The 23,839-nt window shown below is 51.2% G+C and carries 20 protein-coding genes and 5 tRNA genes; 21 read left to right on the top strand and 4 right to left on the bottom strand.

Annotated features, from left to right (window positions below; all coding sequences use genetic code 11):
- Positions 1-73 precede the first annotated feature (73 nt).
- The 9 genes from E6C60_RS16280 (at position 74) to E6C60_RS16240 (ending at position 8,885) form a co-directional block, all read left to right on the top strand.
- Positions 74-808, top strand: a complete 735-nt coding sequence (locus E6C60_RS16280) for a LytR/AlgR family response regulator transcription factor (protein ID WP_138226802.1) — start codon at positions 74-76, stop codon at positions 806-808.
- Entirely contained in the window at positions 805-2,142 is a 1,338-nt protein-coding gene (locus tag E6C60_RS16275; RefSeq protein WP_138226801.1) for a sensor histidine kinase, read from the top strand. Before E6C60_RS16280 ends, E6C60_RS16275 begins: the two co-directional genes overlap by 4 nt.
- 125 nt (positions 2,143-2,267) lie before the next feature.
- On the top strand, positions 2,268-3,068 hold the full coding sequence (locus tag E6C60_RS16270) for an ABC transporter permease (protein WP_138226800.1): 801 nt from the start codon (positions 2,268-2,270) through the stop codon (positions 3,066-3,068).
- 14 nt (positions 3,069-3,082) lie between these two features.
- Positions 3,083-4,651: a hypothetical protein gene (locus E6C60_RS16265; RefSeq protein WP_138226799.1), complete on the top strand. Its 1,569-nt coding sequence runs from the start codon at positions 3,083-3,085 to the stop codon at positions 4,649-4,651.
- A gap of 29 nt (positions 4,652-4,680) precedes the next feature.
- A complete protein-coding gene (locus tag E6C60_RS16260) occupies positions 4,681-5,349 on the top strand; it encodes an ABC transporter ATP-binding protein (RefSeq protein WP_138226798.1) in 669 nt (222 codons plus the stop codon).
- A 107-nt stretch (positions 5,350-5,456) separates the two neighbouring features.
- The gene (locus tag E6C60_RS16255) at positions 5,457-6,566 is read left to right on the top strand and encodes a LolA family protein (RefSeq protein WP_138227850.1); all 1,110 of its coding nucleotides are present in this window, start codon (positions 5,457-5,459) and stop codon (positions 6,564-6,566) included.
- A gap of 278 nt (positions 6,567-6,844) precedes the next feature.
- Positions 6,845-8,020 carry an alanine racemase gene (gene alr, locus E6C60_RS16250; protein WP_138226797.1) on the top strand — a complete coding sequence of 392 codons (1,176 nt, stop codon included), beginning with the start codon at positions 6,845-6,847 and terminating at the stop codon, positions 8,018-8,020.
- Positions 8,021-8,247: 227 nt separating this feature from the next.
- The gene (locus E6C60_RS16245) at positions 8,248-8,529 is read left to right on the top strand and encodes a CopG family ribbon-helix-helix protein (protein WP_138226796.1); all 282 of its coding nucleotides are present in this window, start codon (positions 8,248-8,250) and stop codon (positions 8,527-8,529) included.
- 5 nt (positions 8,530-8,534) lie between these two features.
- Positions 8,535-8,885 (top strand): type II toxin-antitoxin system PemK/MazF family toxin, encoded by a 351-nt coding sequence (locus tag E6C60_RS16240; RefSeq protein ID WP_138227849.1) that lies wholly within the window; start codon positions 8,535-8,537, stop codon positions 8,883-8,885.
- Between the two features lie 63 nt (positions 8,886-8,948).
- On the opposite strand, the gene E6C60_RS21015 is transcribed toward E6C60_RS16240, so the two are convergent.
- Entirely contained in the window at positions 8,949-9,125 is a 177-nt protein-coding gene (locus E6C60_RS21015) for a hypothetical protein (protein WP_175415337.1), read from the bottom strand.
- Between the two features lie 245 nt (positions 9,126-9,370).
- Between E6C60_RS21015 and E6C60_RS16235 the strand changes: the two genes are divergently transcribed.
- Entirely contained in the window at positions 9,371-11,590 is a 2,220-nt protein-coding gene (locus E6C60_RS16235) for a Tex family protein (protein ID WP_138226795.1), read from the top strand.
- Positions 11,591-11,721: 131 nt separating this feature from the next.
- On the opposite strand, the gene cmpA is transcribed toward E6C60_RS16235, so the two are convergent.
- Both cmpA and E6C60_RS16225 read right to left on the bottom strand, forming a co-directional pair.
- Positions 11,722-11,850: a cortex morphogenetic protein CmpA gene (gene cmpA / locus E6C60_RS16230; protein WP_138226794.1), complete on the bottom strand. Its 129-nt coding sequence runs from the start codon at positions 11,848-11,850 to the stop codon at positions 11,722-11,724.
- A gap of 130 nt (positions 11,851-11,980) precedes the next feature.
- Positions 11,981-12,331: a hydrolase/acyltransferase gene (locus E6C60_RS16225; protein WP_138226793.1), complete on the bottom strand. Its 351-nt coding sequence runs from the start codon at positions 12,329-12,331 to the stop codon at positions 11,981-11,983.
- A 141-nt stretch (positions 12,332-12,472) separates the two neighbouring features.
- Between E6C60_RS16225 and E6C60_RS16220 the strand changes: the two genes are divergently transcribed.
- The 11 genes from E6C60_RS16220 (at position 12,473) to E6C60_RS16170 (ending at position 23,094) form a co-directional block, all read left to right on the top strand.
- On the top strand, positions 12,473-12,955 hold the full coding sequence (locus E6C60_RS16220) for a SprT family protein (protein ID WP_175415432.1): 483 nt from the start codon (positions 12,473-12,475) through the stop codon (positions 12,953-12,955).
- A gap of 30 nt (positions 12,956-12,985) precedes the next feature.
- A tRNA-Asn gene (locus E6C60_RS16215) sits at positions 12,986-13,061 on the top strand.
- A gap of 7 nt (positions 13,062-13,068) precedes the next feature.
- Positions 13,069-13,157: transfer RNA gene (locus E6C60_RS16210), tRNA-Ser, on the top strand.
- 290 nt (positions 13,158-13,447) lie between these two features.
- The gene (locus E6C60_RS16205; RefSeq protein ID WP_138226791.1) at positions 13,448-14,287 is read left to right on the top strand and encodes an HAD-IIA family hydrolase; all 840 of its coding nucleotides are present in this window, start codon (positions 13,448-13,450) and stop codon (positions 14,285-14,287) included.
- Positions 14,288-14,363: 76 nt separating this feature from the next.
- A complete protein-coding gene (locus E6C60_RS16200; protein WP_138226790.1) occupies positions 14,364-15,725 on the top strand; it encodes an ABC transporter substrate-binding protein in 1,362 nt (453 codons plus the stop codon).
- 65 nt (positions 15,726-15,790) lie between these two features.
- Positions 15,791-16,687, top strand: coding sequence for a carbohydrate ABC transporter permease (locus tag E6C60_RS16195; protein ID WP_233281039.1), 897 nt, complete (start codon positions 15,791-15,793; stop codon positions 16,685-16,687).
- A 13-nt stretch (positions 16,688-16,700) separates the two neighbouring features.
- Positions 16,701-17,513 carry a carbohydrate ABC transporter permease gene (locus tag E6C60_RS16190; RefSeq protein WP_138226789.1) on the top strand — a complete coding sequence of 271 codons (813 nt, stop codon included), beginning with the start codon at positions 16,701-16,703 and terminating at the stop codon, positions 17,511-17,513.
- 32 nt (positions 17,514-17,545) lie between these two features.
- The gene (locus E6C60_RS16185; RefSeq protein WP_138226788.1) at positions 17,546-22,564 is read left to right on the top strand and encodes an S-layer homology domain-containing protein; all 5,019 of its coding nucleotides are present in this window, start codon (positions 17,546-17,548) and stop codon (positions 22,562-22,564) included.
- A 222-nt stretch (positions 22,565-22,786) separates the two neighbouring features.
- Positions 22,787-22,861: transfer RNA gene (locus E6C60_RS16180), tRNA-Glu, on the top strand.
- A gap of 47 nt (positions 22,862-22,908) precedes the next feature.
- A tRNA-Lys gene (locus E6C60_RS16175) sits at positions 22,909-22,984 on the top strand.
- A gap of 27 nt (positions 22,985-23,011) precedes the next feature.
- Positions 23,012-23,094 (top strand) — tRNA-Leu (locus tag E6C60_RS16170).
- Positions 23,095-23,192: 98 nt separating this feature from the next.
- On the opposite strand, the gene E6C60_RS16165 is transcribed toward E6C60_RS16170, so the two are convergent.
- On the bottom strand, positions 23,193-23,834 hold the full coding sequence (locus tag E6C60_RS16165) for a hypothetical protein (protein WP_138226787.1): 642 nt from the start codon (positions 23,832-23,834) through the stop codon (positions 23,193-23,195).
- Between the last annotated feature and the right edge of the window lie 5 nt (positions 23,835-23,839).

The following is a 23,839-nucleotide window of genomic DNA, read 5'->3' as shown; positions in this document are numbered from 1 at the left end:
AGCCGTGAGGTTGTACCTTTTTGGCGTGAGGGGTTAGAATAAATGCAGACATATAGGTAAGGAGGATTTCCTGGTGAATGTACTCATCGTGGAAGATGAGCCTCACATTGTGAGCTTACTGGCTTCCTGTATTCAGGAGGCCGCCCCGGGCGCGAGCCTGTTTACAACGGATCAATCCGCAGAAGCGATACAGATTGCTTTGGCGAATCCAATGGATCTGTTTATTCTGGATATTCAGCTAGCCGATTATAAAGGGACACAGCTTGCAAAAGAACTGCGTGCCATGGAGTGCTACAGCTTCACCCCGATTCTATTCGCCACCGGACTTGCCAATGAGGAGCTTAACGCATACCGGCAAATTAAGTGCTATGGCTTTCTGATCAAGCCGTTTACAAGGGATGAAGTGCTGCATGCGGTGCGGGACGTGCTGTCCTACATGGATCACCTTAGAGCAGGAAAGACTCCGCAGCCGGAGATCCTGAGTATTGAGCAGAAGAGCCACGTGCTGGAGTATCCCATACACCAGATTGTTTACGTGGAATCCTTCGGCAAGCATCTGGAGCTGCACATCAAATCGGCGGGGGAAGAAATACGGTCCGATCGGATTTCTGGACTGTCTCTCAAAAAGATCGCTGAGCTGCTGGGAGAGAAATCGTTCATTCAATGCCACAAAAGCTATATCATTAACACGGCGTATATTCAAAAAATCGATAAAAGTGAAGGAGCCATCAAGCTGGTCGGTGCGGATCAGCTCATTCCCATTGGCCACACCTTCAAGCACGCGCTAAAGAATCGGGGACATGCATGATTTATTTTCAAATTCTGCTGGATACAGTGATCATGCTCTTGATCTGTTACAGCATGGCCGGACAACCCGTCAGATTTACAAAAGCTACGGTGAGCTGGTTTATATGCTTTCATCTCCTTTGCTTGATATTCCGCTATCAGAGGGTAGATTACACAGAATGGGGGGCAGGGTTCAGTGTAAATAATTACGATCTGCTTCCGGTCAATAACCCGGTGCTGCTATGTGTGCTGATTCTGTGTGTGATGATGCTGAATAGCAGCTTTTTCCGTCCTATATCCAATATGAAGGTTATCGTGGTAACGTTTCTAAGCTTTCTGATCTGGATCCTGCTTCGGACCTTCAGCATTGCCGGGATCAGTTTGCTGCTGGAGCAAGACGCAGAGGCCTTTCCATATGTGCATCGCGGGGTCACATTGCTACTAGCAGGCGCTCTTTATGCTGCCATGATCATAAAGCAGGGAAATCATTATCTAGGAGATTATAACGGCATCTTTCTGCGGATTATGCTGATTCAGTCTTCTGTCATGGTGCTCGGGCTCGTGATCTATGCTAATTTTGAAACGTCTTTTGTGACCCGGAACCTGCTGCTTCTGTTCCTTGTGTTTACGCTGGTGATCAGTATGAACCTCTGGATTATTTATGAACATCATCGGCAGGCACGTCATGAGAAAAGAGTGTCCGCGATCGAGCAGTATCTGCCCGCTATTGACGAGCTGGTATCCGAGGTGCGCGCCAGACAGCATGAATTTCATAACAAGCTGCTGGCCATCCACAGTATTGTGGAAACCGCCGGCTCCCTGCCGGAGGTCCGGGCTCAAATTTCAGCCTATACAGACAGCGTCATCATACAGACCGGGATTCGTGAAATTCTGCAGCTCGACAGCAAGGTGATTGGAGGCTTTCTGTACACAAAGATGAAGCTCGCAGAGGTTCGAGGAATGGTAATTACCACGCAAATCTATACTTCTTTTCACAAGATCGTGGCAGAGGAGCAGCAGCTGGTGGAAATTCTGGGCGTGCTGATCGACAATGCGATTGAAGCTTCATATCCGGGAAATGAGATCGTAGTAAGAGTGCAAGCGACTCAGCAAGGGTGGGTGGACCTGCTCGTAATGAATCCAGGGTCACCCCAATCCAGTACAGCATTCATGCAAATGTTTGAGAAAGGCTACACTACCAAAAATACAGCCCAAGGACCTCGCGGATTTGGCTTGTACAATGTGAAGCAGCTGGTTGTGCAGCTTAAAGGTAAGCTGTTGACCTCCAATACGGAGCATCAGGGCGGCGCCTACTTGTCTATCGGTGTGCGGCTTCCCTCAAGCACGGAAGCATAAACAAGAGCTTTATGGGAACGAAATTTCGTTCATTCCCGTAAGGCTCTTGTTCCTTCTCAAGCTATTGTACATGAGGATGCTGCAGACTATATTGTAGACAGATCCGAGAAAAAAAAGGAGTGAGTATGTTGAATAATCTGCTCAGATTGGAATGGGGCAAGCTGCGCTGGCCGGTCCTGATCACGCTGCTGAGCTTGAGTCTTGCTGTAGCTCTTCTAAGTGGAACCATTTATAAAAGCTATGCACTAGAGCATGATTTAGAGGCCTGGGAAGTCGGCATTTCTATCATTGTATTTCTATTTCCGCTAATAGCAGTTCTGCCTGTAGGCTGGCTGATGTATTTGGAGCGCCGAGACGGATTTCTGATGTACACGCTGCCGAGAGTAAGTAAAAGGCGCTATCTGTCCGCAAAATGGCTGGTGGTGGCAGGAAGCTCGTTCTCGATCATGTTTATCGCCATGATGATCGGCGTCATATTCGCACTCTATATCAAGCCGGAAATCACTCCGTTTTATAGCTTAGTCGATAAAAGCACAGGCGAACCGGGTCCCAGGCTAGAGAAAACGCACTTTCTGGGCTCCTTGTTTGTGAATCATCCGCTGAGCTATGGTCTGCTCATCAGCTTCTGGCAAGGAGTCCTGTCCGCGATGATGGCTACACTTGCATTTGTGCTGTCCTTGTTTGTTTCGAATGTGTTTATTATTCTGACCGGACCTTTTCTGTATGTCACGTTGGAAAACTTCATTTTATCTCTGCTTCAATTGGAGATCTACAGAATCTACACCGCCTTTAATCCGGAATCTTTTGATGTTAATCAGCACGGGTATGGGCCTCTGCTTGTGGGTCCCTCGCTTGCTCTGCTGTTCACGGCGGGTATTGCCTTTTACTTCAGCAGGATTCAAAAAGTCACGGTATATCCGTCTTAAAGGAGGGGAGCAAGATGGGAGCTGTTTTTCTCCGGGATGTGAAAAGGTTCTATACGCCGAAGCTGCTTCTGCTCCTGCTGGGCGCCGCTTTGTTCAGTCTCTCAGCGCGTCAAGGCTTTGCATACTCCTATGAAAGCTTTGTGCTGTTTGTGCTGGTGGACCATTACTACATTACTTTTTTTATGGTGCCGATGTTTCTGTGGATCAGCTATACCTATCTGGAGGACAATCTGGATTATGTCTTGATCCGCATCTCCCGGTTCCCTCGCTATTTTGCCGTGAAGGCGGCGGCATGGGCTTTAAATACAAGTGTGTTTGTCCTTGTGCAGCTTGCCGTCATCATGAGTGTGGGTCTGGGACTGCCAGCAGGCTCCGGTTTTCCTTCGCCGGCTGAACAAGACTTGTCGATGGAAGTACTGATGAAATTAAGTGACATTGTACAGCATCCATGGCAGGCCTCCGCGCTGTCGGTTCTGCATCTGATCCTGGGGCTAAGCATGCTGGGTCTCGTTATGATGACGCTGCATCATTTTCTTGAGAAGAGATGGGTTGCTGTGACGACGGCGGGATTGTTTATTCTGATGGTCTTTGCCATGAAATCCAAAATTCCGGAGCTGACGCGCATCCCGTTTCTGTTTATCAATAATTACATCATCTTCATGTACAATCTGACCTATCCGTATGCATTTTGGGTCACTTACATTTCACTGGGAATGATCTTTGGAGGCACAGTGTATCTCATCTGCAAATATTGGAATAAAGACTTTGAATGGCACCCGAAATGGCCTAGGCCCCGGGGAGTGATGCCTTATTATGCTGCGCAGCTGTTTTCATTCCGAAATGTGGGTATCCTGGCCACACTGGCGATTGTAATCTGCTTATGGAAATGGCTGCAGCTGAACAACCTGGCAGTCGGTCCAAGCACATGGGCGGACTACATGATCTATACCTTTTGGGGGCATGGGCACGGTTATTTCAAGCCGGCAGATTTTCTCGTGATGCTGCTGATGAATGCGGCCCCGTTATATATGCTTGCCCTATTTTTGGAAAATGAAAAAAGGGTGCACAGCATGCTGCTGACCATCCGTCTTACTTCCAAAATACAGTGGGCTTCCTCGATCCTCGCTGCAGGCGGTATCTATTTGCTGGTGTACACCATCGGGTTGACGACAGGGAGTCTCCTCATTCCATCCTTAGCAGGCTTGCCTGCTGAAGGCGTTACAATGATCCCGGACTTGACACTCAGCTGGAATGAGATCTGGGTTTATATCACAGCCGTAAAATGGCTGGAGCTGCTGGTGCAGTTTCTGCTCATGCTGCTGGTGTTCCTGTGGAGTCGGCAAGTCACGGCCGCATTCGGAGGGCTGCTGCTGATGTACGCGCTCTACCTTCTTCCATATTCCTGGACATTATACCTTCCTGCAGGCATGTCCAGCCTGGCACAGCATCAACTCTTTATGTCTGCGGCGGACTCCGCGTATGAGGGACTGCCTCCGCAAACCATTTTTTTGATCCTTATAGTCATAGCGGTATCAGCGGTGCTGTACATCCTGATCCATGGGTATAAACGGCGGTTTCAATAGCTCAACTATGCTGAAAGAGGTGATTGACATTGACACAGATCAAGCTGGAAGGGGTATCCAAGGCTTATAACGGAATCCCCGTAGTATCTGACATTCATTTAGACATTCAGGAGGGGGAGAGCATCGGCATTGTCGGTGCGAATGGCAGCGGCAAATCCGTATTGTTCAAAATGTTGTGCGGGTTCACGGCGCCGGATACCGGAAAAGTCTTTGTACGGGGCAAACAGCTCGGCAAGGACATTGATTTTCCTGAGCACGTGGGGGTGTTCATTAATAGCCCGGGATACATTTCCACCTACAGCGGTTATAAAAACTTGAAATTTCTCGCTGATATTAACCGGAGAATTGGTGATGCCGAGATCAAAGACGCCATGAGACGGGTAGGCCTGGACCCGGAGCTGAAGACTCGGGTTGCCCATTATTCTCTGGGGATGAAGCAGAAGCTGGGCATTGCCCAGGCCATCATGGAAGGGCAGGATATTTTGGTGCTGGATGAGCCCTTTAATGCGCTGGACTACCAGACCTACAACGATATGAAGGACATCGTAATGAAGCTGAAAGAGGATGGCAAGACCCTGCTGCTCACCAGCCACAACTATGAAGATTTAGAGTCGCTTTGCGATACGCTGTATATTATTCAAGGAGGAAGGATGGAGCTGTTAACCGGGGAGCTTAAAGAGAAATATTTCAGGCGCTAAAAAAGAATCCGCTCTCCGGCTTGTCAAGCCCGTCTGCATAATGTGACCAAGTCCCTCATAGACATGTATCAATGAATTCAAAACATGTGCACAAAGGGGATGATGACATGCGCCGGGTGTCTTGGGTGCTGCTTGCTGCTGTATTATGCTTCACATTGGTGCTTTCGGGTTGTGGCGGGAAAAAGGATGCAGAAGGAGTCATCAAGGATCTGGCTAAGGTAGCGGATCAGCTGGAAGGCGAGAAGGGGGCCTACCAGGGCAAGGGAGTCATGACCATCAACACCGGCTCGACGCCGCAGCAATATGAGGTCGAGGTATGGTATCAGGCCCCGTCCTATTACCGGATCAGCTTGACCAACGGACAGAAGGACCTCACACAGATCGTTCTCCGAAATGATGAAGGGGTCTTTGTACTCACACCGAGCCTGAACAAAAGCTTCCGCTTCAAGAGCGATTGGCCGGAGAATCAGGGTCAGGTATATCTGTATCAGACGATGCTGGGCAGTATCCTGAGTGATAGCACGCGTCAGTTTGCAGAGATCGAGGATGCCTATGTGTTTGAGGTGGCGGCCAATTATCACAGTCATGCTCTGGTGCGGCAAAAAATCTGGCTCGCCAAAGATAACTACTCGCCAAAGCAGATTCAGGTGTCTGACTCCGAAGCCAAGGTCGTCGTCGATGTCAGGTTTAGCGACTTCACCTTTGATACGAACCTGACCAAGGATTCATTTGATACGAACCGGAATCTGAGTGCCATGAACGAAGAGAACAAGGACGTGATGGCCGAGGTGGGCGAGGATGGAAAGCCGGTTGCACAAGGTGATCCGGCCGGGGAGCAGCCAGGGACAGCGGCCGAGCCGGCAGCGGCTCAGCATTTGGGGGCTTTCGGCATCATCGAGCCTTCCTATACACCAGCCGGCGTAGTGAGTAAGGGGATTCAGGAAATGGCCAACAGCGAGGATCATGCCGTGATTCTGAGGTACGATGGCATCTATCAATACACGATTATGGAATCGCGTCCGCTGGACCGGGCAGTATCTCTAGCGCCGGGTCAGGTCATTGATCTGGGCTTCACGGTGGCCCTGCTTACAGGGGATGAGCAGCAGACCTTGACCTGGACGACAGAAGGCGTGGAGTACCGGATTACGAGCGGGAATCTGCCGGCTTCTGAAATGGTGCAAATCGCTGCTTCCATGCACGGACAATCGGGTAAGTAATACGATGAAGGCGGATAACCGAGATTTGCAGCAATCAGGATATGGCTGCAAATCTTAGGCCATTCGCCTCTTTCTTCAACCGGGGTGTCAAAATGTCAGGAAAGTCGTGTTCACCCTGGTTTAGCGGAATCAGCCGAGTCCGCTTGTCCGCGAAGGGACTGCGTCAGCAGTAGGATGGGAATTCTCACAGCTGTGGCCGGATTGACAGTTGCCGGGCAGAACATTACCATGAGTTTAATGACAACAGAGCTATTCATAATGGTAAGAAGGTGACTGGATTGCAACATATTTATCGGCCTACCCAGGCAGAGATTGATCTGGATGGTCTGGGTGACAACTTGAATGCGTTCCGGGCACATGTGCCTGAAGGCATGAAGGTGCTGGCATGTGTGAAGGCAAACGCCTATGGCCATGGAGCCGTTGAGGTATCGCGGGAGCTGGAGCGCTTAGGGGCAGACTACCTGAGCGTTGCGTTTCTGGATGAAGCTCTGGAGCTGCGTAAGGCCGGGATCACGCTGCCGATCCTCGTCCTGGGGTATACCCCGCCTGAGGGGATTATGACCGCATGGGAGCAGGACATCACGGTGACCCTGTTCAGCCGCGACGTGCTGACAGCCATTCAGAAGCTGCCGAAATCCCTGGATCGTCCGCTGAAGCTTCACATCAAGATTGACAGCGGCATGGGACGCTTGGGGCTGCTCCCGGAAGAGGCAGCAGCTTTTGTGGAAGAAGCCTTTGCTCTTCCTCAGGCCTTCATTGAAGGAATGTTTACCCACTTCGCAAGAGCGGACGAAGAGAACAAGAGCTATACACTGGAACAGCACCGGCGGTTCAAGAGCGTGGCGGATGCGCTGCGGGAGGGAGGCTTCTCTATCCCGATTATACATACGGGCAATAGCGCCGCAGCGATTGACACTCCCGAATTATCCTTCAATATGGTGCGAATCGGCATCAGCTTGTATGGAGTTTATCCTTCGGAGGAGGTCCATCGCACAGCGGTCAGCCTGCGCCCGGTCATGACGTTAAAGACGCAGGCGGTCTACGTCAAAACCTTGCCGCCGCAATCCGGCGTGAGCTACGGCTCCAGATATGTAACGGAAGAGGAAGAGCGGATTGCCACGCTTCCTGTCGGTTACGCGGATGGCTACTCGCGCATGCTGAGTGGAAATGCGGAGGTGCTTATACGCGGACGCCGCGCTCCTGTGGTCGGCAGCATTTGTATGGACCAGTGTATGGTATCGCTAAAGCATTTCGCCGAAGAGGCGGAACAAATCAAAGCCGGTGAAGAGGTTGTGCTCATCGGCCGGCAATCTGGAGAATGTATTTCTGCAGATGAGCTGGCTTCCAGGCTGGGTACCATTCCTTATGAATTGGTTTGCATGATAGCACATCGCGTGCCCCGCACCTATATCCGCGGCGGCATGCCGATCACCCGGGTTAACCCCCTTTTGTAATGCTTTTTGATCTGAGCAGGTATCGTTTTTTCAAGGAAAGCAGGAATTCGTGCTGATTTTCCCGAACTTAACAATATGTCGGTTGGTCTGTACGAAGTGCCGAGTGTGGTTTATAATGGGATGCAGCATACATGATATACCTTCGGCATATATATTTTTGTATAAATTTCCTTGAATAACGTAATACTGGTGCACAGGGCAAGAAGGTTGTGGGGGTGTAATAAAGGGTGGCCAACATGCAGAACACCAAACGAATCATGATCAGTCTACCAGATCATCTTTTGCAGGAAGTGGATGGGATCGCTCAGCTGGAAAATTCCAACCGCAGTGAATTGATCAGGCAGGCCATGAAGCTGTATTTGCACGAGCGGAAGAAGCGCTATATCCGTGAGTCAATGCAGAGAGGTTATATGGAGATGGCCAAGATTAACCTCACCATGGCGTCCGAGGCGTTTCACGCGGAGGAAGATGCAGACAGCACTCTGGACCGCTTAGTTAGCGGGGTGTGAACAAAGTGATCGTAAAACGCGGCGACGTATTTTTTGCGGATCTTTCACCCGTTGTGGGTTCAGAGCAGGGTGGTGTCAGGCCGGTTCTGATTATTCAGAATGATATCGGAAACCGGTTCAGTCCAACGGTCATTGTAGCAGCAATTACAGCACAGATTCAAAAAGCAAAGCTTCCGACTCACGTCGAAATCGACGCGGCGTCCCATGGCTTTGACCGGGATTCCGTGATTCTGCTGGAGCAGATCCGGACGATTGACAAGCAGCGCCTGACGGATAAGATTACCCATCTGGATGATGAAACCATGAGCAAGGTGGATGATTCCCTGCAGATTAGTCTCGGTTTGATTGATTTTTGATACGAAAGCGAAGCCGCCTTGATAAAGGTCGTGTGCGTGATAGTCCGCCGGTGCTCCGGCGGACTATTTGGCGTCCTGGTTTCCGGCTGCCTCATGGACCGGAGCGAGGGCGTAAGAGACGGTGGAAGCCGAGCTGTAATCCGGGCGGCCATCCGGTATGAGCCGGTAAGCGGCCGTAACGATGGCAATCCAGGTGAAAATACCGATGAGAGACCAGATCCAGATTTTTTTGCGTGTCATGCTGTGAACCTCCTTAGGATGATGACTGCTGAAGAGCGCCGGGTGAGATTTGAGTACAGTGTACAGGCTGAAGCTTAAAGGAAGCTGAAGGGAAGCTTAAAAGCCTGCTTTTTTTTCTTGCCTTTACTGCTCCTTGGAGCATGTGTAAAAACTTCTGTCCCGGTTGTGTCTGTCGAACTGGTAAATGCACGGGGGTTTTGGGATAATGGGGGTACAAGTTTTTTTGAAGAAAGAGGGATTGTACATTGTCTGATATTGAAGCAGCGGTTGCATTGAATGAGGAACAGCTCCATAGAGAAGAACAGGAACGGATTGTCAAACAAATTGCGAAGGAGCTGCAGCTTACGCTGAAGCAGGTGCGCACCACCGTTGATCTGCTGGATGAAGGGAACACGATTCCCTTTATTGCACGCTACCGCAAGGAGATGACGGGGGAACTGGATGAGAACCGTCTTCGGGATATCGAGGACCGCACGTCATACCTTCGCAGCCTGGAGGTCCGCAAGCGCGAGGTGCTGCGAATCATCGAGGAGCAGGGCAAGCTGACAGAAGAGCTGAGAGGGTCTATTGTCAAAGCCGTCAAGCTTCAGGAGGTTGAGGATCTGTATCGCCCTTACCGCCAGAAGCGCAAGACACGTGCCAGTGTCGCGAAGGAGAAAGGCCTGGAGCCTTTGTCCGCCTGGATCTGGTCCCAGCCGAAGCAAGGGGATCTTATGGCAAAGGCCGCGGAGTATATGGATGAGGAGAAGGGCGTACATTCGGCGGAAGAGGCGATTCAGGGAGCAATGGATATCCTGGCAGAGAATATCGCAGATGATGCGTCCATACGTGCCTGGGTCCGCCGGTATACGATGGATCATGGTATGCTCACTTCCGAAGCGCGGGATGCTGATGCGGAGTCTGTTTACGAGAATTATTACAGCTACCGGGAGCTTGCCAAGAAGATGCCGCCTCACCGGATTCTCGCCATTAATCGCGGAGAACGGGAGAGTATTCTGAAGGTCGGGTTGGACGTGCCTGCCGACTCCGTGCATCAGTACATGATGAAGCAGATCATTCAAGGTCCATCGGCAGTGAGCGAGGTGCTGAAAGCGGTCATTGAGGATGCGTATAAGCGCCTGATTGCACCTTCGATTGAACGGGAGGTTCGCGGTGAGCTTACAGAGAAAGGCGAGAACCAGGCCATCTCGATCTTTGCTGGCAATTTGCGCAGCCTGCTGCTGCAGCCGCCGGTAAAGGGACGGAATGTCCTCGGCGTCGATCCCGCCTACCGTACCGGCTGCAAGCTGGCGGTGGTTGATGACACCGGCAAGCTGCTCGAAGTGGCGGTCACGTATCCGACGCCTCCCAACAACAAGAAGCGCGAGGCGGCGGCGAAGTTTACGGAGCTGATTCATAAATACGAGATCCAGCTGATCGTCATTGGTAACGGCACCGCCTCCCGCGAGACGGAGCAGTTCGTGGCAGAGGTCATTGCCGAGGCCGGGCGCCCGGAGTTAGCCTATCTGATCGTGAACGAAGCGGGAGCGAGCGTATATTCAGCCTCCAAGCTGGCGCAGGAGGAGTTCCCGGATCTGGACGTAGCAGAGCGAAGTGCCGCTTCCATTGCCCGCCGGGTTCAGGACCCGCTGGCAGAGCTGGTGAAGATTGATCCCAAGTCCATTGGCGTCGGTCAGTACCAGCATGATGTCAGCCAGAAGCATCTGGAAGAAAGCCTGAAGGCGGTCGTGGAGTCTGCTGTAAACCACGTTGGCGTAGATGTTAATACCGCTTCGCCTTCCCTGCTGTCCTATGTAGCCGGAGTCAATGGCACGATTGCCAAGAATATTGTGAAGTTCCGTGAGGAGCATGGCCGGTTTCTGAGCCGCAAGCAGCTGCAGAAGGTACCGCGTCTCGGCGCCAAGACGTACGAGCAGGCGGTCGGCTTCATGCGGATTTCTGATGGCGAGAACACGCTGGACCGTACGCCAATTCACCCGGAATCCTATGCGGTGGTATCCCGCTTGCTGAAGGAGCTGGGCGTCGGGCTTGATAAGGTCGGCACGAAGGAGCTGGCCGAGCTGCTTGCGCAGCAATCAGCAGAGGAGCTGGCCGCGAAGCTGGAGGTCGGAATTCCAACACTGCGGGATATATTGGACAGCCTGCAGCGTCCGGGACGCGACCCGCGGGAGGAGCTGCCGCTTCCAATCTTCCGCACCGATGTTCTCAAGCTGGAGGACCTGCTGCCCGGAATGGAGCTTCAGGGCACCGTGCGCAACGTGATCGACTTCGGTGCATTTGTTGATATCGGCATCAAGAATGACGGCCTGGTGCATATTTCCCAGCTTAGCGGCGGGTATGTCAAGCATCCGATGGACGTCGTATCCGTAGGCGATAATGTCACGGTCTGGGTGCTGAACGTCGATCTGAAAAAAGGACGTGTCGGACTGACCATGAAGCCGCCGAAGGAGCTGGCGAACGGGTAAAGCCGGCTTCGCACGAAGCAGCGAGCAGCAGCGCATTGCCGTTCCGCTCGCCGCAGGCTTGCGCGTGGCGAGAAGGACGTGCAGGTCAAATAAGCCGGACCCACTGGGGATCCGGCTTATTTCTTGTCGCGTTATGGTGCCTCCGGGTACTCCCCCGGAGAGGTGCGGTAAAAGAACCAGCATTCGTTCAGCAGCTTGATCTGGCGCCGGTCCTTCTTGCGGAAGGCGCGAGTCAGCTGATTGCAGAGCCACTGCGGCAATGAAATCTCCTCCTCTGACTAAACACTCTGTATCCTTAGCATATGGAGGAAGGGCCTATTGTGTGCAGGTCTGCTGCAAGACGGATGCTAAACGGCGTTCCATTGGGACGGTTCGCACAATTTGACGTCTTTATTCCATCTCTTCTTCGTACCACTGCTCCAGCTGGGCCTGCAGGGCCCGGATCTCAGTGAGAAGGGCGATCAGCGGATATTCGCTTTCATTTAGCGAGGCAAAAGAGGACTCCAGCTGATTAATATAGTCCAGCCCGCCAATGATGTGCGAGCCCTCCTGCAGCAGCTCCAGCTGGCTGCACTCAGCCACAGCAAGCGGCAGCTCCGGCTTGCCCGCAGCGGTCAGCTTGCTAATCTCTTTGTTTAATCTCAAGTTCAGGGCGCTCAGCTGATATGCATAATCCGATGGCATTTCTACATATTGAAGCTGGTCGCCGTGCTGCAATATACAATATCGCATTTCCGGCATTGGTGTTCTTCCCCTTCCATACGTCCTCATCACCTGCGGTGTGAGTCTTCACTTGACAGTGTAGCGTAGGAAGAAGTTAAAATTCAAGTAGATTTACGTGAGAAGAAGGCAGAGATCGGAGGCCGACTGTTGAAAAATATGATGAGCAATGAAGAGCTCCAGGCATGGGTAGAGCACATATCGCTGACCAGCTTTCAGCTCCCGTTCCGCCACCGGGCTGTGTTTAACAGCCGGCTGTCCACTACAGGCGGACGTTATTTTATGAAGAGTCATGATATCGAGATCAATCCCCATCAGCTGGTGGAGCACGGTCCGGATGAGGTGGAGAGAATTATCAAGCATGAGCTGTGTCACTATCATCTGCACTTGTCAGGCAGGGGATACCGCCACCAGGATGCCGATTTCAAAGCACTGCTGCAGGCTGTAGGAGGGAGCAGGTACTGCAAGGCAATACCGAGAGCAGACTCTAATAAGAAAAAAGCGCTGCCCTACCGCTACCTCCTGCGCTGCAAGGAGTGCCATATGGAGTATAAGCGCAAACGAAGGATGGACCCGGCGCGTTATCGCTGCGGTCGCTGCCAGGGCCCGCTTCAGCTGTTAACGCTTGACTCCGGTAAGGAATAATGGTACATTAGTGAACGTACTAAATACTGTTCCCTGATAGCTCAGTTGGTAGAGCACTCGACTGTTAATCGAGTTGTCACAGGTTCGAGTCCTGTTCGGGGAGCCATTATTCTGGAGAGATACCCAAGTGGCTATAAGGGGACCCTCTGCTAAGGGGTTAGACTGCGTAAGCGGTGCGAGGGTTCGAATCCCTCTCTCTCCGTTCTGTAACACATGATGAAGAAGGACCTTCCGGTTTTCGGAAGGTTCTTTTTTTTGCAATATTCCACAAATTTACTCAAAAATAACAAAAGGTTGATTTTGCGTTAATTATTCTATTTTATATTGGAATGGTAATATGGTTGCTGCAATGAAAGGTTGAGAACAGGAGAAAACCTTTGTTCTGTAGCGATGATACGACTTGAACCACTTGGCTTGTAGGGGTGGTCCGTTTCCGTATCTCGTTATTTGAGCAAGGGTTATTTTGCTTGAAAGGAGCAGCAGGAAAGGCCCATGCATCGTACCTTGATTAATGAATTTACCGCTTATCTGTTTGATCTCGACGGCACGATTTACATAGGGGACCGTGTGCTGGATGGGGCTGAGGACACGATCCGTACATTACGGGAACGTAGAAAATCGGTCATGTTCGCTACGAACACGACATTGTACACAAGAAAGCAGGTGATGTACAAGCTGGCTAGACTTGGCATCCACTGCTCTGGAGATGAGATCATAACGGCGCTTACGGCAGCAGGAGAGTATTTTCGGGAGCATGCTCCTGGTGCAAGCATCTACCCGCTCGGCGGGGAGGCCATGACTATGGAGCTGACCGGAATGGGACTAAATGTGACACAGCATGAAGAAGACGCCACCCACGTCTTGGTCGGACTGGATCAGAGCATGAATTATCGCAGATTGACCGCTGCGGTGAATGCCGTAAGGAACGGAGCGTTCCTGGTAGCCGCCAATCCTGATCCGTTCTGTCCGGTGGAGAAGGGGGTGATCCCCGACACCTGGGCGCTGATTTCTGCCATTGAAACGGCGAGCGGCCGGACGACGGACATCAGACTAGGCAAACCATCGGCTTACTATGCCGCCTGCGCCTTGAAGCAGCTCGGAGTCCGCCCGGAAGACTGCCTCATGGTCGGGGACAAGCTCGAAACGGATATTGCACTTGGTCAACGTGTCGGAATGTCTACGGCGCTTGTTCTTACGGGGGTCGATGCTGCAGAGTCCATTGAGCAAACAGGCATACAGCCGGACTACATATTGCGGTCTGTGGGAGTCATTGCTGAGCATTTTCGTTCAAAAGAAAGCGAGCTTCGCTGGCCATCCGGTTCATCCGGATAGAGCGGTATCAGCCTTCGCCTTTTTCGCGAGGGAGCAAATAATTAGTGGCATATTAATTTTGAGGAGGAACTTCGAAATGAAAAAGTTAAGCCTGGTTATTATGGTGTGGATGCTTCTTCTTACAGCTTGCAGCAGCGGAGGGCAACAGGGGGCAGCCGGGAATGGAAACAGCGTGGCTTCTGCAGATCAGAGCGGTAAGGAGAGCCAAGGCAGCGGCAATGCGGAGGATGAACAGCCGATTGAGCTTAGCTTCTACTTCCCGGTAGCGGTTGGCGGACCAATCACCAGCTTTATAGACAAGCTGGCCGCAGATTTCCACCAGGAGAACCCATCGATTACTGTAAAGCCGGTTTATGCGGGCAGCTACCAAGATACCATGACCAAGGCTGCCACGGCTGTGCAGGGCGGCAACGCTCCGGATCTCGCCGTGCTGTTGTCAACCGAGCTGTACAGCCTTTTGGAAATGGATGCACTGGAGGAGCTGACGCCTCGGTTTTCGGAGGAGTATTTTAATGGCTTCTATGAAGCGTTTATGAGCAACACCAAATCCGGTGATCAGGTATGGAGCGTTCCGTTCCAGCGGAGCACCATCGTGCTTTACTATAACAAGGACATGTTCAAAGAAGCAGGGCTGGATCCGGAGAAAGCGCCCGCGAACTGGGATGAATTGAGAGAATTCGCGAGCAAGCTGACGGTCAAAGACAGCAGCGGCAGCGTGAGCCAGTGGGGCCTGGAAATTCCGAGTACCGGATATCAATATTGGATGCTGCAGGCACTTTCCCTGCAATCCGGAAGCAATATCGTCAACAACAACGGGACAGAGGTATATTTCAACAAGCCGGAAGTTAAAGAAGCGCTTCAATTCTACACGGACCTTGGACGCAAGGACAAAGTGATGCCTGAAGGTGTACTGGAATGGGCAACAGTCCCTTCTGATTTTATCAGCGGCAAAACAGCGATGATGTTCCATACAACGGGGAATTTGTCCAAAGTCAAAGCCGATGCAACATTTGATTTCGGTGTAGCTTATTTACCGGCTAACAAAAGCTACGGCTCTCCAACAGGCGGCGGTAATTTGTATGTATTTAAGGACATCCCTGAAGAGCGGAAAGCGGCAGCCGTCAAGTTCATTGAGTTCTTGACTCAGCCTGAGCGTGTAGCGCAGTGGTCCATAGATACCGGATATGTGGGGACTACGGAAGCGGCTTATGAAACAGAATTGTTAAAAAGCTATGTTGCCGGATTCCCGCAAGCTGCCGTAGCACGGGATCAGATGAAGTATGCCTCCAGTGAATTGTCCACTTATCAGAACGGGCAGGTCACCAAACTGTTCAACGACAACATACAGTCTGCATTGCTGGGTGAAATGACGCCTGAAGAAGCATTGGAGAAATCCCAGCAGCAAGCGGATGACATTCTCAAGAAGTACCGTAAATAAATGAGAAAAGCTAAGGGGGGGGGGCTTCCTCCCCTATCATCGCCTGAGAAAGAAGTGAGAGGCTCGTGACACGCAGCTGGCCGCGTCGTTTTCGCGGATATCGTCTGAAAGACAATCTTTTGGCCTATGCTTTATTGTTTCCATCGCTACTCCTTCTGGCTGTATTTACGTTTTATCCGATGGTCAAGGTGCTGGACTGGAGTTTCTATGAGACGGTGTTAAAAGAGAGACATTTTGCGGGACTTGATCAGTATAAGCATGTCCTTCAGGATGAGGTGTTCCACAAGGTGCTCCGTAACAATGTTTGGCTCGCTCTCGTAACCGTGCCTGTTAGTATATGGCTTGCGCTATATATGGCTGTGTGGGTCAATGGGAAGCTGCGCGGGAGAAGTCTGATCCGCGCGGCATTCTTTTATCCGACACTGATTCCGATGATTGCAATCGCAAATATATGGCTCTTTATTTACACACCAGACTACGGGCTGTTGGACAAATTTCTCGGATTATTCGGCATTCAGGGTCCGGGCTGGCTGGGGGAACCGGGATGGGTGCTGGTATCCATGATGGTGATGCTGATCTGGAAGGAGGCTGGATACTTCATGATTTTCTTTCTGGCCGGACTTCAGTCGCTGCCTCAAGAGGTGTATCAGGCAGCCCAAATGGATGGAGCGGGTCCGCTTCGGAAATTTCGAGCGATCACCTTTCCACTTCTGATGCCGACGACGTTGTTCGTACTTGTGATTGCTACGACGAATTCCTTCAAGCTGGTGGATCACCTGTACATCATGACTAAGGGCGGTCCGAATAATGCGAGCAATTTGCTGCTTTATCATATTTACGAAACGGCGTTCAGCTTCTGGGATATGGGAAAAGCGTCCGTATTAACCGTCATTCTGCTCGTGATGCTGCTGGCCGTATCGATATTCTATTACGGTTTCCTTGACAAGCGGATCCACTACTGAGGAGGAAGGTTTCATGCATCGCTTACTCAATCAAATGGTGATATCACTGCTGGCGCTTGGGTTTGTCATGCCTTTGATCTGGGCAGCCGTCACCTCCATTACGCCGTCGAGTGAGATGCTGACGCGTTCTAACCCGTTCGCCGTCACAGAACCGACCTTCGGCAACTATTTTAAGGCGTGGGAGACCATTCCTTTTCCAATTTACTATTGGAATACCATCATGATCGTGTTGGGCATTCTGATGGTTCAGCTGCTTACGCTTACGCTTGCGGCGTACGCGTTTGCCAGGCTGCGATTTGTTGGACAGGGACTGCTCTTTGTCTTGTTCCTGGTTCAGATTATGGTGCCGCCGGATATTTTGATTTTTCCCAATTATACCGTGATGAAGGAGCTTCATCTGATCGATACGAAGTGGGCGATTATGATTCCGTATTGGGCCTCTTCGTTCGGTGTGTTCCTGCTGAGACAGACCTTCAAGCAAATCCCCTATGAGCTGGATGAAGCCTCGCGGGTGGATGGGTGCAGATGGTGGCGAACCCTGTGGCACATTTATTTGCCGTCGGCACGACCGACCTACATCGCATTTTCACTGATCTCGATCAGTACGCACTGGAGCAATTTTATGTGGCCGCTAATTGTTACGGATTCTGTTAACAACCGACCGCTGACGGTCGGCATCGCCATTTTTGCCCAATCCTTTGAGACAGGGGCTCAGTGGGGGACGGTGACTGCGGCAACCATGATGGTCATTTCACCTTTGCTGATTGCATTCTTCTTTTTCCAAAGAAAATTTGTTGAGAGCTTCATGCACGCCGGCTTGAAATAGTCAGGAAATCATGAAGAAGAGGAGACGATGAAGTGGGAAAAGCAAAAAGGTTTATCGGTGTCAGCTTGACATGGGTACTGGTTGGAAGTTTAGTAATGTCCCTTGTTCTGCCTGCTGCGCCTGTGAGCGCACAGGAGGAGATGAAACGGACGGAGGTCCGGAAAACAATGACTCCTCCAGTGATTGACGGTGATGTCGGGGAAGCATTCTGGTCGTTGAGCGAAACGCTGGACGTTCCACTCGGGGAGGGCTTGTCCTCAGCGGCAGAAATGGGATTTCTCTGGGACAATCAGTATCTGTATATCGGCATGAAGATGAAGGATGATCAGCTCATGTCCGAGGCACCGGGATATTGGTTCCAGCAGGACAGCGTAAGTCTGTTTTTTGATCCAACGCTGCATAGATCTGCGCCGTATGTTAACAGCGATATGCAGGCTGGCTTTGTGTACAAGCCGAATTCTGCAACGCCAGATTTTCATTTTGGCGCAGCGCTGGACGACCATTCCGGCAAGGATGCCCAGCAAATTTTACGAGCGATCCGGACGACCGGAGAGGGGTGGTCTCTAGAGGTGGCTGTGCCTTGGAGCATGCTGGATATGAATCCGATTCAACAGCAGCAGCTTGGCTTTGAGGCGACTGCAACGGACCGTTACGGCAACGATGCTTCCAATGGATGGGTCAATGCCTGGAGTGCACATCAATCCAGCTCATTCTGGAATGATACAAGCGGCTACGGGATCCTTGCGCTGGTGAAGGACAACCCGGTGTCCGGCGATGCAAATCCGGTATTGTTAGAGGAGAATTTTGACTCTTTCGGAAGTGGTGAAATTCCATACGGATGGATATCAGATGTTCAAGCGGGAAGTCCGTCATTTTCGGTGACGGAAGATACCTATGGTAATAAAAGCATGACATTCGCGGGAACTGCTTCCGGTAAGCAGGCCAGAATTACAGCACCGGTACAATGGGATAATTACTCCATTGAGGCGGACGTTCGGTTCCACAGTGTTCTGAATGCGGCCCGCTGGGCAGCGCTGATGTTCAGAGCGGCGCCGAACGGCCAAGCGCCATACCATCAAATGGCGGTCCGCCAGAACGGAAGCTTTGAGGTAGCTTACCGCAATCCGAGTAACAGCTGGTCTGTTATGGCAAGCGGTTCCTCAGACGCTCTGGAGCTGGGAAAAGACTATACCCTGAAGGTCAGGGTGTTCGGCGATAACGTCAAAGAGTACATTAAGGCCAAGGATGAAGGAGATTACAAGCTTTTGCTTGATCAGGAGTTCACATCCGGATTGCTGGATCGTGGAAAAATCGGCTTTCAAGGAGACCAAAGCACCGTCTCGTTCGACAATTTGAAAGTAACACGGATTAAAGTCGATGATTTGCGGCTTGCATTTCCTCCAACGGTGGAGTCACTGACGGGCCCTTATACGGTCACTGGCAGTGTATATTTCTCCGATGGAGTGGAGGAAGCGATCGTGCCGGAAAGGATTCAATATGTCTCCTCCGATGAATCGGTGCTCAAGGTGAGCGGCGGCATGCTTTACCCTTTAAAGGCAGGATCTGCTGTTCTGACAGCGGTATATGCTAACGCAGAATGGTCCCAGGAAGTGACTGTAGAGCCGGGAGCTGACGGGGTCTCTGTCACTTCGCTCAGCCATGATTCGGGATATGTGCTGGCTGAAGCAGGGAAAGAGATGGCCTTGGCGGAGCTTCCGTTCACTGCCCAATTCAATGATTTTACTTATGGTACGATGACCGGAGCTGATCTGACTTGGTCGGCAGACGACTCGTCCATCGTGGTCAACGACGGCAAATTGATCGTTCAAGACAAGGGCGTGTATTCATTAACAGGGGAGAAGGACGGGGCTAGCGTTTCCCTGCTGGTTGTTGCCAAAGACGAGGCGAGTACAGAATATGTGCTTTATGAGAATGATTTCGAACAGGAGGCAGATGGAGATTTCCCTGATGGATGGACGAAAGTGGAGGGGAAAACCGACGGAAAGGCAGCGGTCAAGGATGGTGCATTTGTGATCGATGCGTCCAGCGCACCAGATAATCCGACCCGTGTCCTGCTTCCGGAGTATTTGGAGCTGTTCGGGAATTATGACATTGAGGCCGACGTAACCCATGCTGCGGCAAACGAGCCCACTCGCTGGCATTCAATCATGTATCGTACTCAAAACCGAACAAGCGGCAGCTATCCTTATTATCACATGGCGGTCCGCCAGAACGCTAAAGCAACCAATGGCGTGGAGTTTGCGGAACGTACGGCGAATAATACATGGAATGTGATGAATAAAGGGGCGTTTGGAGAAACGATCCATTCAGACACGATGTACCGTTATAAGGTTGCCGTTCATGGAGTCAGGGTCATGCAGTCGATTAATGGTCAGGTGATCGTGAACACTGATCAAGCAGGCTCTTACCTCCGGGGTGGTATCGGTCTGCAGGCCAATGGCAGTGTCATGAAGGTGGATCATCTTAAGGTAACGTTACGGGAGACAGAGCTGCCGCCGCTTCCGGAATCCAGCTTCGTAGAGACTGCCAAGGCCGATACCTTCATTGCTCTTGCTCCGTCGGTCATTGCAGAGCTTCAGAACAAGGCGCAGCTGGATTCCTACGCTGAAGGAAGCTTGCCAGCCACGCTGGTCATGTACGTGAACTCCAACCTGCAGGTTACCGATCCTGAAGGAAAACAAGAGCTTATGAGTCTACAGGATGCACTTCAATCCATAGGCACAAGAATCATGCCAGCCTTCTATGTAGAGGACTCAGAGACGGTTGGCCGGTTGATAGCCCACCTGACAAGCATCGGTCTGGAAGATGCCTTTATCGTGTCTAATCAGCCGGAACTGGTCAAGGAAGCGAGGCAGGCTTACCCGATGCTGCGGGGAATTGTGGATTTCAGCGGGTGGAATGTGAAATCCAACGAAGACTTGATGGCTATTCGCAAGCAGACAACGCTGAGCGGCGCCAAGATTGCCATGCTCTCCCGTGATGCAGCAACCAAAGACAACACCGCATATCTTCAGCAGAGAACGATAGTGGTGTGGAGCAAGGAAGCAAAGCTGCAGAATGAGCAGGATAAATATATGGATATTCACCGTATGATTACAGCAGGTGTGAACGGAATGATCACGAGCTCACCGAGCGAAGCCTATCGGGCCTTGGGGGTGTACTTCTATCACACCACCTTGATTCGTAAGCCGTATATGATCGGGCACAGAGGGATGCCATCGGTTGCTCCGGAGAATACCATCATCAGCAATGAGCTGGCGATCGAGGCTGGAGCGGATTATATTGAGAATGATATTTTTCTTTCCAAAGATGGGCATTTGGTTATTATCCACGATAGTGCTGTACATGTAACCACTCATGGAACTGGCCGGGTGGAGGATATGACTTTAGAAGAGCTGCGGAGCTTAAAGGTTCGGCAGGTGCCGGGGGCGGAGTATCCGGAAGCACGGATCGCAACACTGGAGGAGCAGATTGATTTGGCCCGGGAACGGGGTGTCATGATCTATGCAGAGATCAAGACTCATAATCCTGCAGCAGTAGATGCTTTTGTGAAGCTTGTAAAAGAGAAGGATGCAGAAGACTTGTTTAATGTCATGTCCTTCGATACGAATCAGCTGGATCGGCTTGCTGCCCAGCTTCCGGACATGCCTCTTGGCCTGTTGACTGGCGGGTATGCGAGCGAGAGTCGGGTTAATGGCGCTATGCGTGAGACTCTGAAGGTGATGCAGCGTTACAACAGCACCTTGAATACCAGCTACGGCGGATTAGGCCCTAAATTTATGGATGCTGCTCATCAGCGTGGTCTGATCATTTCACCGTGGACGTTTAACAATTATGATCATTTCATCAATATTTTTCTGCTGGGTGTGTTTGGAATTACTACAGATTATGCATACTGGGCGAAAGATTGGGTCATTTCAATAGAGCCTGAAAATCAGGAAGTCATCATGAAGTCCGGCGAGAGCTCGGAACTCTCCGCATGGGCAGAAAGCTATAGTCACGAACGAAAACAGGTAAACCCGAGTATTGTACTTCTTGATGACAGTGGTATTGTAAGCCTGGACCAGGACAATGGCAGCAAGATCAAGGCTGGGAAACCGGGTACCACTTACGTGCTGCTTCGATATACGGGAACGATTGATGAAGAGAAGACGTACGATATTTACACGGAGCCGGTGAAGGTCAAGGTTGTCGGAGGCGATCACGGTGATGGCAGCGGCACTGGCAGTGGTGGTGACGGCAGTGATGATGGAGACGGCAGTGGTGGTGGAGATGGCAGCAGTAATGAAAATGGCGGCAGTGATGATGGAGATGGCAGCAGTAATGAAAATGGCGGCAGCGGAGATGATCATGGAAGCACGGGCTCGATTGTGGACCAGGACAACAACGGAAATCCCGGTAACGATGACAGCTCCAGTGATCCTGGCATTAACGATGGTCCAGATTCGCCAGTGAGTGAAAATCCTTCAACCGGACAAGGAAGAGCCTATGCAGACATAAATGACCACTGGGCTTTTGAAGCGATCATGCATCTATCCGCTAAGGGAATTATGGAGGGCTACGATAACGGCTCCTTCAAACCGGATCAGGAGATGACCAGAGCGGAGTTCGTCACTGTTGTTTCGCGGATACTCGGATTATCTGGAGCCCCAGCAGGTTCTGTTTATACTGATGTTGCAGAGAGTGCGTGGTATTCAGAACATGTTAAAGGCATGGTTCATGCGGGAATCATACAAGGCTATGCCGATGGAACCTTCCGGCCGGATCGCCAAATGACAAGAGAAGAGGTATGGGTAATCCTGTACCGTGCTTTCCAGAATAAACTGACACAGCAAGATCTGACACAGCAAGAACTTAACGCATCGAGCTACTCGGACCTAAACGAGATCTCAGCTTGGGCTCAAAAAGCAATTTCCGCCTTGACGATGATCGGTATAGTTAACGGTTACCCGGACGGTACGCTGAAGCCAAAGGGAACCATTACCCGCGCTGAGGCTGCAGCGCTGCTTGTAAAACTGGTAGACAAGTAACAAGCAATTTACGGCAGAGATAAGCTCTATTGGTTTAGAAAGTGAAGCTGTTCAGAAGGATGATGCCGGAGTCTTCCGTTTGTAGAGGAAGCCTCCGGTTAACTTTTTTGGCTGTAAATACCGAGTAAACGCAGATTGCCGTCGATTCAAAAAAAGTGCTTGCCACATAGATATATATTTGATATACTCAATCTTGTCGTCACGGCGAGCAGCTATTAATAAGGCCCGTTGGTCAAGGGGTTAAGACACCTCCCTTTCACGGAGGTAACAGGGGTTCGAATCCCCTACGGGTCACCATTTTATCTAACATATGAATGATGGCGCAGCTGGTCCATTTTCTTCGAGAGCCATTAGCTCAGTTGGTAGAGCACCTGACTTTTAATCAGGGTGTCGAAGGTTCGAGTCCTTCATGGCTCACCATTTTTTCATAGGTAATCCTTATATTGTGCGGTAGTGGTGGAATGGCAGACACGCTATCTTGAGGGGGTAGTGGGTGTATACCCGTGGAGGTTCGAGTCCTCTCTACCGCATAAACAAAAGGCTTCTGCAGCGATGCAGAGCCTTTTTCTATCTAAACAAACAGCCCGGCAGCCTCATCACCCGGGCTGTTTGTCATATGATGATTCATTTACTCTTCTTCCGCGGAAGAGGCATGGTCCAGGATCGAAGAATATCTGGGGTATAAACGGCGGATACAGGCGGGACAAATATCATGTGTAAAATGCACCGGCAGCTTGCTCTCCAGGTAGCTCTCCACAGGATCCCAGTGTCCCGCAGAGCGGACATGCTTACAGACGGCGCAGATGGGAATATGCTCCGGGAGCACACAGACATGGCCTAATGCATACCTAAGTTCGGTTTCTCGGTTCTTAAACTCTGTGATGTCTGTAAATGAAAGAATCGCCCCGTGTGAGGTGGATTGGGGGCCTCGGGTCAGAGCGTGAATCTCGAACAAGTACCAGGCGATACTTTGCTGAAGCTGGATCTGATGCTCCATGCGGAAGCTGTGCTCATCGCCCCGAAGGATACTATGGATGGCAGGTAAGTATATGTCATGGCAGAAAGTGCTGAAGGAAGGCCTGCCGAACAGCTCCGGTCTCAACTCAAAAACAGAAAGTCCTTGAAGCTGAACGTCGGGCAGGAGTCCCCAATGTGAAATGATGGAGAGCAGACGATCATTGATCTTGTCGATGGTGCCGTCTTCGCGGAGGATTACCATTCCAGACATCACATGATGTACAACATGGCCCCAGGATAATATATCACTCAACCTCA

Origin of the sequence: Paenibacillus algicola, assembly GCF_005577435.1 — a bacterium.
GTDB lineage: Bacteria > Bacillota > Bacilli > Paenibacillales > Paenibacillaceae > Paenibacillus_AQ > Paenibacillus_AQ algicola.
The sequence above is the reverse complement of the archived record's forward strand: the minus strand, read 5'-3'. Positions and strand labels throughout refer to the sequence as shown.